This is a genomic window from Bradyrhizobium sp. Ash2021, assembly GCF_031202265.1.
In the GTDB taxonomy this organism is placed as follows: domain Bacteria; phylum Pseudomonadota; class Alphaproteobacteria; order Rhizobiales; family Xanthobacteraceae; genus Bradyrhizobium.
The window spans coordinates 2,967,307-2,979,318 of the sequence record NZ_CP100604.1 but is presented as its reverse complement, the minus strand read 5'-3'; the positions used below and the strand labels follow the sequence as shown (position 1 = coordinate 2,979,318).

General features: G+C 60.4%; 13 protein-coding genes and 1 pseudogene. All 14 read right to left on the bottom strand.

What is annotated here, in order from left to right; all coding sequences use genetic code 11:
- Positions 1-170: 170 nt before the first annotated feature.
- Complete coding sequence (locus NL528_RS14320) at positions 171-395, bottom strand: hypothetical protein (RefSeq protein WP_309183305.1); 225 nt, start codon at positions 393-395, stop codon at positions 171-173.
- A gap of 107 nt (positions 396-502) precedes the next feature.
- On the bottom strand, positions 503-628 hold the full coding sequence (locus tag NL528_RS14315) for a hypothetical protein (protein WP_309183304.1): 126 nt from the start codon (positions 626-628) through the stop codon (positions 503-505).
- 24 nt (positions 629-652) lie between these two features.
- Positions 653-1,297 (bottom strand): molecular chaperone TorD family protein, encoded by a 645-nt coding sequence (locus tag NL528_RS14310; RefSeq protein ID WP_309183303.1) that lies wholly within the window; start codon positions 1,295-1,297, stop codon positions 653-655.
- Positions 1,298-1,308: 11 nt separating this feature from the next.
- A complete protein-coding gene (locus NL528_RS14305; RefSeq protein ID WP_309183302.1) occupies positions 1,309-1,941 on the bottom strand; it encodes a DUF3306 domain-containing protein in 633 nt (210 codons plus the stop codon).
- Positions 1,938-2,411, bottom strand: coding sequence for a DUF3305 domain-containing protein (locus NL528_RS14300; RefSeq protein ID WP_375144012.1), 474 nt, complete (start codon positions 2,409-2,411; stop codon positions 1,938-1,940). The genes NL528_RS14305 and NL528_RS14300 overlap by 4 nt, the downstream gene beginning before the upstream one ends.
- 26 nt (positions 2,412-2,437) lie before the next feature.
- A complete protein-coding gene (locus NL528_RS14295; RefSeq protein ID WP_309183301.1) occupies positions 2,438-3,454 on the bottom strand; it encodes a DUF6352 family protein in 1,017 nt (338 codons plus the stop codon).
- Entirely contained in the window at positions 3,451-3,987 is a 537-nt protein-coding gene (locus NL528_RS14290; RefSeq protein ID WP_309183300.1) for a DUF6505 family protein, read from the bottom strand. The genes NL528_RS14295 and NL528_RS14290 overlap by 4 nt, the downstream gene beginning before the upstream one ends.
- Positions 3,984-5,735: pseudogene (locus NL528_RS14285) on the bottom strand (4Fe-4S binding protein); the annotation flags it as partial. The gene NL528_RS14290 and the pseudogene NL528_RS14285, both read right to left, overlap by 4 nt.
- A gap of 82 nt (positions 5,736-5,817) precedes the next feature.
- Positions 5,818-6,816 carry a formate dehydrogenase subunit gamma gene (locus NL528_RS14280; protein WP_375144011.1) on the bottom strand — a complete coding sequence of 333 codons (999 nt, stop codon included), beginning with the start codon at positions 6,814-6,816 and terminating at the stop codon, positions 5,818-5,820.
- 45 nt (positions 6,817-6,861) lie between these two features.
- Positions 6,862-7,464: a formate dehydrogenase FDH3 subunit beta gene (gene fdh3B / locus NL528_RS14275; protein WP_309183296.1), complete on the bottom strand. Its 603-nt coding sequence runs from the start codon at positions 7,462-7,464 to the stop codon at positions 6,862-6,864.
- A gap of 12 nt (positions 7,465-7,476) precedes the next feature.
- Positions 7,477-10,431: a formate dehydrogenase subunit alpha gene (locus NL528_RS14270; RefSeq protein ID WP_309183294.1), complete on the bottom strand. Its 2,955-nt coding sequence runs from the start codon at positions 10,429-10,431 to the stop codon at positions 7,477-7,479.
- Between the two features lie 11 nt (positions 10,432-10,442).
- Positions 10,443-10,652, bottom strand: a complete 210-nt coding sequence (locus tag NL528_RS14265; RefSeq protein WP_309183292.1) for a formate dehydrogenase — start codon at positions 10,650-10,652, stop codon at positions 10,443-10,445.
- Between the two features lie 204 nt (positions 10,653-10,856).
- Complete coding sequence (locus NL528_RS14260; RefSeq protein WP_309183288.1) at positions 10,857-11,003, bottom strand: DUF2474 domain-containing protein; 147 nt, start codon at positions 11,001-11,003, stop codon at positions 10,857-10,859.
- Positions 11,003-12,010, bottom strand: coding sequence for a cytochrome d ubiquinol oxidase subunit II (gene cydB, locus NL528_RS14255; RefSeq protein WP_309183286.1), 1,008 nt, complete (start codon positions 12,008-12,010; stop codon positions 11,003-11,005). The genes NL528_RS14260 and cydB overlap by 1 nt, the downstream gene beginning before the upstream one ends.
- Positions 12,011-12,012 lie beyond the last annotated feature (2 nt).

The following is a 12,012-nucleotide window of genomic DNA, read 5'->3' as shown; positions in this document are numbered from 1 at the left end:
TGTGGCGATCTAGGCATGACTCGAACATGCCGCCTTCGGTTTACGAAACCTTTCCAAAGAAAATATTTCAATATCTTGGCGGACGTCTGTTGCACATCCGTGGCGCGGAAGAGGAGGAATATGGGCTTGCGGGATGAACTAAATTTGCAGTCTGGGTCAGGCCATTGAAATCATTGAGGCTTGGTTAGCTTTTCCTGAGCAGTGTAGACCAGCGCTTGATCATCGATCTCCTGAACCGGGAGGTTGGGTATCCCGGCCGTGGCATGCAGCTCCTGCAAGGACGGCATGGCCGCGGTTCCGGCCGCTACCTCGATCGAGATCGACGGCCAGCGCATCATCATGATGGCAGCAACCAATGCTATTGCGGCGAATGCAGGGATTCTCAGGCGCATCATGGCGAGCCTCCGTTCCCACCCCTGAATGGGTCGTCGGTCCTGCCGATATGGTTCAAGGAACGCTGTCGATTCAGCGAACCGAAGCCGGCCCTTTTGTCGGCACAACGCTAGAGCCTCACGCTGCCCTCCGCGAAAGCAGCTGATGATGACTGTTGCACAAAAGCATCGAGAGCGGCGGCGGCACCGGCGGCTATGGCTGCGGCGATAAGGCATGCGGCGATGAACGAGCGCATGATATTTCTCCTGTTACCCCGCAATTACGCGGGAAATGAATAAGCTTCGGTTTCAATCTCCATGAAGGTGCGGCCGAGCGAACCGACACGGGCATAGAAGCAAGCCAGGTTCGCACGCTCCAGATCGATGAAAAAGCGCCTTGCCCATGTTGCCAGATGCTTCACGAAGAAATCGCGATCGCAACCATCCGGACCGGTGATTGCGCCGCCGATCAGGCCCGCCATCATCTCACAAAGAGTTGCAATGTGATCCTCGGGCTCGGACCGATTCACCCGCTCGATACCGAGAAGCTGGAAGGTCTCGCGCAATTCCACGAGCGGGCGACCGTACAACGAGCCGGTCAAATACTGGGACGCGTAGGGCACGAGTTGACCTTGGACCAGTCCGACGAACAGGTCGAAATACTCGCGGGCAGCGCTTGCTTCGCTGGATCGGCCCGAAGCGTCGGCGAGAGCCGCATGCGCCATGCCGAGCGGAGTTGCGTCACCCTGAAGCGATGCCAGGCGGCCAATCAGCTGGGCATCAGGACCCCGGGCGAGCAAAGTCGCCAGCAGTGCGTATTCGCGCGCACGGGCACGATCCAGTTCATCAACTACCCGCCTGTGAGAACTGCGAGTAGCCAGCTCCCCCATCGTTCCATCCTGGTCTGCGACCGGTACTGCGGCCAATCTGCAACTCCCTATCGCGGCAATGCGCCGCCGTGTGAGCGGCGCTTTGGCGGAGCGCCACTTTCTTCTTTCGCACTTGGATGCTCGATCTCCGCGCGCCCGGCAGCGGTTCCATTCGGTGCGCCCGGAATATCGGTCTGGTCGGGCGTTCCGATTTCCTGAACAATTTCCGCTGGCGCCGGCGGTTCCACCGCCATCGGCAATTCGGCAATCGCGCCAGCCAGGTCGGCTAACTGACCAAACGCCTGCCCGAGAAGAGCAGATATGTCATCGGTTCCTTGCAGCGGTCCAAAGCCCGGTATAGCGGTTGGGTCGTTGAAGTCCCATTGATTTTCTGCAATGCCGATGAAGTCGCGAATCGCCGGATCACTCATCCAGGCTCGACGTAACGCCGCGCGAGACAATTCGGCCGGCACCCGGCTCCTCAGAAATGCACGAATATCGGTATCGACTGTGATGGCGTCGATCGGCGGCAGATCTTCCGGATCGACGAGCCCCTCATCCAATCCGGCCTCGGGCTCCGCATTCGCCGGCCCGACCGAATCAGCCCGCGTATCGTCCTGGTCGCCGCCTGCTTGATCTTTGGAAACGGTCTCGCGCTTCAGTCGCGACCAGCGTGAGAGGGAGCTTTCCGACGCAGTCATGTCTCGTTCCCTTGCCCGTCCTTTTGACGGCCGAATTCGGCAGGCCCACGCCGGCGCTTGATGAAGGGCCGCTCAACATGATGTGTGGCGATGAATTGGCCGACGATCGCCTGGATGTCCCGCGGCATCGGCACCGTCTCTACGAGGTTGCTGCCCGTATCCGTGAAACCCTCACCCTCCGCTGGATCGGCCGTCACTGCGAGAAGCTCGAGAGGCGGATCCGATCTGGTGGGGCTCAAGACCACCCACAGCCTGGGTGTGTCGGACGCGAGATTGTCGCGGTAAAAGGTCGACTCGGTTCGGTGCAATTCGATCACAGCCTCGCCTGCGTAAAACAACACGCTTTCCGCCTGCACATCGAGCACTGTCCACGGTTCGGCCGAGGGTTTCCCGGCAAGCACCGAAACGGGTCGCCACAGAAATTCGGCCCAAACGCTCTTCGCTCGACGCCGTTCGACGATGACACCCACCGGAATGCTCACAAGTGTGGTCGATCTCAATTCGCGGCCTCCTCGCAACGGATCGGCAAGCCAGTCACGAGGTTTTGCGGCTTCAACCACAGCACTTCGTCGGCCGTCATGGCCGCCAGCAGATACACCGGCTCTCCTCTGACCTTCTCGATCACATCTGACGGATTGTGGAAACTCAACCGATACAAGCCGACGAGCCGCGCCTGCAGCGCACTATCCATGTCATTTCCATTCCAGATCGCGTCGCCGATCCGCGTCGCGTCGGCACTCAGCCCGACATACCATGACAGCGGTGCGTCGCGCAGTTTCGTCAGCGGTTCGACCGCGACGTCCACGGCAAGCAAGTGCAATATCCAGCGCGCGATCACCTGGCCCAGCGCGGCCGATCCACGTTGTCCGGCTGTCAGATCCAGCCCCATGTCGAATCGGTCGCTGCGCTTCCAGTAGCTGTCGACCGTGATATCGGTGAGCACGTCGGCCTCGATCGCCGCCGGTAATCCCAGCAAGGCAAACAGGGGCGACTGGTGCCGCCGGTCGGAAACGCTTCCCGCGGTCTCCTCATCCCAGGCGATGATCGAGTTGCCTTCGAGCGTCAGCTTCTGCGGACGAAAGAACATCTCGGCAGCCCGCAGAATAAACGCATCGGTGCAATCATTCAGCGCGTTGCGCAGAATGACCTGTATCAACTGCCCAACAAAAACCTGTGGCAGTTTGATATTGCGTCGCACGATTTCCAGATAAGCCGATTCTAGGGTGCGATACCTCACCAGATGATTGCGCCAGGCAATCATCATCTCCCAGTTTTCACGCGCATCCGGATCTGCGATGGCGGCGATCTGCGACGAGGTTACCGCCTGCCGTGGATTGCTCAGCAAGATATCGTGAAGCCGGCGTTCGACCGGACAGGCTTCGGGCGGCGGAACCAGTTCGGCGCGAGCCAAATACACCTTCAGGAATTCGTCCGTGAGGATCAGCCTTCCCGCGGCGTCGCGATCGAGCAGATGATGGCCGCAAGTTAGCCAGAAATCATGCTTCCCGCTCAAGGGCGTGTTCCTTCCCGTAGCGTCGCAAGGTCGAGATGTTCGTCCGGATCCTGCTCTCCTCCAACCACCTCCACGAAATGGAAGGCCCGCGACGGCGACTGCGCAGCGGGACGTAATGATCGGAACACCTCGCGGATCGACCCGCCCTCGACGCTCCGTGTCACCGCGACAACGACGCCGGCAGGATGATCGCAGAGCGACGCTGCAAATGCGACCTCCTCCCTGGCAGCGTTGCTCGCCGAGACGAGGTCAGGTGCACCAAATTCCCCGACCAGTTGCGCGGCAAGCAAATCAACTACATCCGCATGGTCTTGCTCGGTGGCATCGACGATCTGAACCAGCGTGGAACGCCCGAGTGAGCTCAGCCCCAAAAAGCCGGCGCGAAACGCCGCGCGGGTTTTGCCCGGCAGCGCCGGAATGTCCCGGTTGAGGAAGGCGAATGCGCCGGATACTGCCCATTCGCCCGGGGCGGCGGCCCGGTCGAAGACAAACGAGTCGGAGGCGTCGAGTTGAATGGTCCGCAGCAGTTTCACGTGCGCGGCTCCCGCTTGTCGATCCGGTCACGTTCCCGCAGATAATCGTCGGTGGTACGGACCGAGCGATCCGGTGCGCCATAAGGATCAAAATGCCCTTCGGAGACGACAGCGACTCGGCAGTCCTCGCACATCTTGATAAGGTCGGCGCGGCGCGACGAACCTGTATACATCCAGTGTCTGCCCTCGAGTTTAGCTACGACACGATCGATGGTGCTCTTCACTCCGAACGGCTTGTTGCACCGGATACAGCAGAACGGCTCCTCCTCCTTCAGCACACGGGCGGGAGCCGTGGCCGCGCGGAAGTCGATTTGGGGCTTCAGAGTAATGACCTGTTCCGGGCAAGTCGCCTGGCATAGCCCGCATTGCACGCAGGCATCTTCGATGAAGCGTAACATCGGTCGTTCCGGATCGTCTCGCAGCGCACCGGTCGGGCACGCCGACACGCAGGCCAGGCAAAGCGTGCAGTCAGCGGCGTCGACTTCCACCGCGCCGAACGGCGCGCCCTTTGGCAGCGCGATAACGTCGACAGGGTCAAAAGCCGCCCGGTGGAGTTCCCGCAGCGCGAATCGCAATACTTCGCGCTTGCCCCCCGTGGCCTGAAAGCTTGCCGGCCGCGGCGCTGACGGCATCGATGGAACCTCTCGCAAGGCGACACCGACCACATCCGGATCGTCGGTCTCCAGCATTGCAATGCGCGGGCCGGTGAAGCCCAGACCTTGCAGGATCGGCTCTGCCAGTGCGACCGTCTGCCTCAACCCGGAGACATCGTGACGTGGCCTGTCCCGCAGCAGGAAGCGGATGGCAGATGCTCCATATGCAAAGCCCGCCACGATGCTCTCCAGTCCAATCTGCGTGGTCTCATTGACGGAGAACGGCAACACATGCGCCGGCAATCCATCGCCGAACTGCGCCAGGGCTTCGAGCATGGGAGTCCCGTGCGCCTGATCATGGAACAGAACCACCGGATGCGTGCCACCTGCTCTGCGATAGGTAAGCAACATCGCCCGCAGCTTCCGCAGCAGCACATCCGGCGGCGGCATTGCGTAGGATGCCGCCCCTGTCGGGCAAGCTGCCGCGCATTGCCCGCAACCGGCGCAGACGTGCGGGTTGATCGCCACATGATCGCCCGCCGGCATGATGGCGCCCGCCGGACAAAGATCAAGGCACCGCCTGCAGCCAACGATATTCGAGCGCGAATGCGCACACAGCGATGCATCGAAGGCAACGTACCGAGGTTTCTCGAACGTGCCCGTGAGATCTCGTGCTTTGAGCACCGCCTCCAGCATGGCAGACCGGTTGTTCGGATCGACGCGCAGATAGCCGTCACGAAGGTCGGCTGCCGAAAATAGCGGCGATCCGCCGGAAAGATCCAGGATGATGTCGCAACGCGATTGCGCGCCGTTGCGCGCCGGTCCGTACAGCAATGCACCGCGCGACGACAGCTCAGGCTCCGCGAAATCATCAATGACCAGATCGAAAGCGCCAAAATGGCCTCTCGCGATCGCGACCTTTCCTTTCACAACGGGAAAGTCAGTACCGCCGGGGCATGCGATCAAGGCAGGCGGCGTGATCAGAACGGTAACGTCGAGATGCTCTTTGAGCAATTCTCCGGCCTCGATCGCGGTTTCGTCCCGTCCATACACGAGGATGATACCGGAGCTGTCGAAGCGCACGAAAAGCATGTCCGGCGTCGGTACAGCAGCCGCTGCCTGCAAGGCAGACATCGCTGGATCCGCATGGTTGCCCAGAGTGGGCTGAGAGTCTTGCATTTTCCCGGATGCCTTTCCGGCGCTGAACTCTGAGAGATGAATTATTGGTGCGATCGAACTATTCCGCCGGTGCGGATTGCCTGGTATTCCGCCTCTCTAATTGTTCGGCCAGCCAGACGTCGTGATGTTCCTTGGCCCAGTTGACATCCACTTCGCCCGTGCCCATCGCTTCGAATGCGCCCTCCATCCCAAGCGTACCGATGTAGATGTGGGCGAGGATCAACGCAATGAACAGCACGGCGACGACGGCGTGCACCACCTGCGCAAGTTGCATCTCGGCGATGTTGGTTTCGTAAAACGGAAACAGCAACAGAAAGCCGGAAACCGAGACTGCCAGGCCTGCGGTCAGTGAAAGCCAGTAGACCGCCTTCTCGCCCAGATTGAAGCGTCCGGCGGGCGCGTGTATCGACTTGATGAATCCGCCACCTCGCTTAAGCCATTCGATATCTACCCTCCTGGGAAGGTTGTCCTTGAAAAAGATCGCGATGATAAGGACGAGGCCGGCCACAAACGAGAAGCTGGTGAAATTGTGGACATACTTGGCGATCTGCGAAATCTCCGAGAAGGCCTCTGGGCCGGTCACGGGTAACAACACGATCTTGCCGAAGGTTATGTTGAGCCCGGTGAGGGCAAGGATGACAAAGGACACCGCCGTGAGCCAATGCGAAAATCTCTCAAAGGCCCGAAATCGGAGCACGGTGCGCCCGGACCGCCCCGCCGAAATCCGGATCCGACCCATGATGAGATAGGCGGCGCCCAGCAGAACGATGGTGCCGAGGATCACAACCGCAGCGACCCAGTGCAGCAGCACCTCGTGGAAATAGTCCCAGGTCCGTCCCGCCGGCTGGATCAGCACGCTGGCCTTTCGGTCCGGGATGTCAATGCGCCCCTCGATGCGCGGCGCCTGCATCAGCAGGTCGCGTTGAGCCGTGACGCTTGCCGTCGGGTTCGGCGCGCCATCCGGGCCGAGCTTCTGTGCAAACGCCGGAGCCGCAACCATTGCCAAAAACAGCAGCGCGGCGACGATCGGAAGACGAGTACGTGCGAAGCAAATCATGACGACATTACTCCGGGTGACGGCTCGTTCACCCCGCATTTCCTGTCAGACTTCGACATCCTCATGATAAGCGGTCATCCAGCCCCAGGCGCCGGAGCCGTAACCACGTTTGAGAACCCGTTCCTTGTAGATCTGGGCAATGATGTCACCGTCGCCGGCAAGCAGCGACTTGGTGGAACACATCTCGGCGCACAGCGGCAGCTTACCTTCGCCGAAGCGATTGGAACCGTATTTTTCGAACTCAGCGGCACTACCAGGCGCTTCCGTGCCGCCGCCACCCGCGCAATAGGTGCATTTGTCCATCTTTCCGCGCGAACCGAAATTGCCGACTTTGGGATACTGCGGCGCGCCGAATGGGCAGGCATAGAAGCAGTAGCCGCAGCCGATGCACAAATCCTTCGAATGCAGCACAATCCCGTCGTCGGTCGGGTAGATGCAGCTCACCGGACAGACCGCGGCACAGGGCGCGTCGGTGCAGTGCATGCAGGCCATCGATACCGACCGTTCGCCGGGCTTGCCATCGTTGATGGTGACAACACGCCGGCGATTGATGCCCCAAGGCACTTCGTTCTCGTTCTTGCATGCGGTAACGCAGGCATTGCAATCGATGCAGCGGTCAGCGTCGCAAAGGAATTTCATCCGCGCCATGGCTCTGCTCCCCTACGCGGCCCTGATCTGACAAAGCGTCGCCTTCGGCTCCTGCATGCCGGTCGCCGGATCGTATCCGTAGGTCGTCATTGTGTTCACGCTCTCGCCGAGCACGAAGGGATCGGCACCTCCGGGATATTTGGCGCGCAGATCGGCGCCCTCGAACCAGCCGGCAAAGTGATAGGGCATCCACGTCACTCCTTTACCGACCCTCTCGGTCACGACCGCCTTCATGCGCGCTTTCGAACTGTTCTCGGCTCCGGTTACCCAGACCCACCCGCCATCCTTGATTCCGCGGGCGCCTGCGTCCGCCGGATTGATTTCGACAAACATTTCCTGCTTCAACTCGGCGAGCCATTTGTTCGAACGCGTCTCCTCGCCGCCGCCTTCAAACTCAACCAGACGGCCTGAACTGAGAATCAAGGGAAATTGTTTGGCAATACCGCGGTCGACCGCGGCCTTTTGTACCGTGAAACCGATATTGGGGACGCGGAACTGCCGGGCGTCCGGCAAAGTCGGATAGTCCGCAACAAGATCCGGACGCGGCGTGTAAATCGGCTCGCGGTGCACAGGAATTGGATCAGGCAAATTCCAGGCAATCATGCGCGCCTTGGCATTGCCGTAAGGCGAACAACCATGCTCGATCGCGACCCGCTGAATGCCACCGGAAAGATCGAGCGACCAGGATACCGCATCGGGATTGGCGGAATTGACACGCTTGATAATCTCCATTTCCTGCGCCGTGAGGTCCTTGTCCCAACCCAGCTTCTTCAGCACCGCGAGAGTGAATTCCGGATATCCGTCCTTGATCTCGGAACCGACCGAATAAGAGCCCTCGGCGAGCAGGTTATCGTGTTGTTCTCTTTCGATCTCCTGACCGTTCTCCATCACCTTGCGCTTGACGACGCGTTCCACGCCAAATCGCGCGCGGAATGTCCCGCCGCCTTCCTTGATCGACAGATTAGTGTTGTAGAGAATCGGCGTCCCCGGGTGCCTGAACTCGGGCGTGCCCCAGCACGGCCATGGCAGACCATAATAATCCCCGCCCACCTCCGGGTCGTCTTTTGGCGCCCGCATGGTGACGAGGTCGAACTTGGCCTGGTTCTTCATGTGAGCCTTGAGCCGCTCCGGCGATTGGCCGCAATAGCCGGTGGACCAGCCGCCGCGGTTGATCTCGCGAAGAATGTCTTCAGCCGATACTGCCCCGTTCTGGACCTTGATGTTCTTGAACATCCGGTCAGCGAAGCCGAACTTGCGGGCTAGCATGTACATCGTGTCGTAGTCGTTCTTCGATTCAAAGACCGGGTCCACGATCTTCTCGCCCCATTGCAGCGAGCGATTTGAGGCGGTCCGCGAACCATCCATCTCGAAGCTGGTGCAGGCCGGCAAGAGATAGATGCCATTCTTGCGTTCCGAGAGCACCGACCACGCCGTCGGATAGGGATCGCACACAACCAGCAATTCAAGCTTTTCGATTCCTCGCTTCGCCTCCGGCATTCGGGTGATCGTGTTGACGCCATGGCCCATGATGAACATCGCCTGTACGTTGTCCGGCTGCGTCACCTGATCCTTGGGCAACAGCGTCGCGTCAAACCAGCGCGTACTCGGGATACCCGGCGCTTCCATCAGCGTCTTGCTGGCGAACCGTGACGCCATCCAACCGTAGTCCACCTCCCAAACCCGGCACCAGTGCTGCCAGGCATCCTGGGTGAGACCGTAATAGAGCGGCAATGACGTCACATCGAGGCCGAGATCGGTGGCGCCCTGCACATTGGTATGGCCGCGGAAAATATTCGCTCCGCCTCCGGCATGCCCGACATTGCCGGTCGCCAGCAAGAGAATGCAGCTCGCGCGAACATTCGCCGTACCGGTCGTGAATTGGGTCTGCCCCATTGCCCAGATCAATGTCGCCGGCTTCTGCTTCGCGAATACCTCCGCAACATGCTTGACCTGCGCTTCCGGCAAGCCCGTCACGCGCTCGACCTCTGCAGGGGTCCACCTGGCAACTTGTTTGCGGATTTCGTCCACGCCGTAGACGCGCTGGCTGAGAAATTCCTTGTCTTCCCAGCCATTCTCAAAAATGTGCCAGAGCATGCCATAGATCGTCGCGATGTGCGTGCCGGGACGGACGCGAACGTACTCGGTGGCGTGCGCGGCGGTCCGTGTCATGCGCGGATCGATGACGATCATGTTGGCACGGTTCAGCTCTTTCCCCTCGAGGATATGCTGGAGCGAAACCGGATGCGCTTCCGCAGGGTTGCCGCCCATGATCAAAATGGTCTTGGCGTTGCGGATATCATTGTAACTGTTGGTCATCGCGCCATAACCCCAGGTATTGGCGACGCCGGTGACCGTCGTGGAGTGGCAGATGCGTGCCTGGTGGTCCGAGTTGTTCGTCCCCCAGAACGCCGCGAGCTTTCGGTTGAGATAGGCAGCCTCGTTGGTGAACTTGGCCGAGCCAAGCCAATAGACCGAATCCGGTCCCGACTTAGCGCGAATCTCTAGCAGCTTGTCGCCGATCTCATCGATCGCTTTTTCCCAGGACAGGCGAACCCATTTGCCGTTCACAAGCTTCACGGGATAACGCAGCCGGCGCTGGCTCAGCACGTCGTCGCGAACCGCAGCGCCCTTGCAGCAATGTGATCCACGATTGATCGGACTGTCGTAGTCAGGCTCCTGCCCGATCCATACGCCGTTCGCGACTTTTGCAATCACCGAACAACCGACCGAGCAATGCGTGCAGATATTCTTGCGCGTCGTAACCGTGGCGCCCGCTGGAGCAGGCGGACCGGCTTCCGCCTTGCGGATGCCGCCGAGCGGCAGGTCGCCCAGCGCCGCCAGCGCCCCGACAGCGAGACCGGAACGCTTCAGGAAGCCACGTCGATCCAGATCGCCACTTGATTCAGTTAACGGTTCGCCGCCGAGGCTTCCGCGGTTTCGATGACGCTCCGACCTTTTGATCAGCATGAACGTCTCCCTTACCGGGCGGGATAGCGATTGACGCGGTAGAAGTCCTGAACCTCGGCGGAGTTGGCCTGATAGCGCGCCCTGCGCTTATCTTTGAGATCGACAGGTTTGGCTGCCGCCGGCTCCAGCACCAAGGTGCTCGCGGTCGCTGCTCCAGCACTGGCAATCGCAAAGCGAAACAAATCGCGCCGGTGGATAATCGTCTTGAGGCGCTCCTTCATGAAGGCAGCCCTCCCCCATCAGGCCGTGGCGATACCGCCACCACAGCCTGGCTTGGATCATCATCTTGCATGTACAATCTACTCCTCAGTCACCGGTATTTCAATCGTCGTCCCAAGTGCGGTAGCATTCCCGGCATACATACTTCCCTAAACGCTGACGCAATGCCGGGACACGACGGCAATGTGCGCGAGTTTTTTTGAACTTCACACGGTCAGCCCGGCGAGATTCATCACCACTCTGAAAAGGCCCGCGACAACACCCAGCGCCAGGACGCTGGCCGCCCAGATCAGAACAAGCCAGCCGACCCTCTGAAGCCATGTCTGTGCGCCGGCGGATGGGTGCGCGGTCATCAGTGATATCCCTCGCCGGCTCTCACCTTTCCGCGGAATACGTAATAGGACATTGCGGTGTAGGCGAGGATGAAGGGGATGACAAAAAGCGCACCGACGAGCGTAAAGCCCATGCTTTCCGGCGGCCCGGCGGCTTCCCTGATCGATATGGCCGGGGGAATGATGTTCGGCCACAGGCTGATCGCCAAACCAGTATAACCCAGGAACAGCAGCAGGAGCGCGAGCAGGAACGGCGACGCGTGCGTTTCGTTCCGAAGCACGCGCATCATGACCCAAGTCGTCACGACGACAAGCACCGGCACCGGCGAGAAGATGATGATGTTGGGAAATGAAAACCACCGTGTCGCAATGCTCGGATGCGTGAGCGGGGTCCACACGCTCACGATGACGATCGCCGCTACAAGGGCGAGAGTCACGCGAGGCGCCAACGCTTTAAGCCGGTGCTGGAGTTCGCCTTCGGTCTTCATGATGAGCCATGTGCAACCGAGCAGCGCATAGGCCACGATGAGGCCGACGCCTGTGAAGAGACTGAATGGGCTCAGCCAGTCAAAACTGCCGCCGTCGTAAGAGGCCCCAGTCACCCTGAAGCCGTTGATGAAGGCGCCCAGCGCGACGCCTTGCGAGAACGTCGCGATGTAGGAGCCCCAGGCGAAGGCCTTGTCCCAGAACGGCCTGTGCGCCTCGTCCGCCTTGAAGCGGAATTCGAAAGCGACGCCGCGCCAGATCAGTCCTGCCAGCATGAAGAAGATCGGGATGTAGAGCGCGCTGAGCAGCACGGAATAAGCAAGCGGGAAGACACCCATCAGCGTGGCTCCTCCCAGAACCAGCCAGGTCTCGTTGCCGTCCCAGACCGGCGCGACCGTGTTCACCATGGTGTCGCGATCGCCGCGGTCGCGGATGAACGGAAAGAGGATGCCGATTCCGAGATCGAAACCGTCCATCACCACATACATCATCAGTCCAAAGCCGATGATCACGGCCCAGATGACGGGAAGATCGATGCCCATCG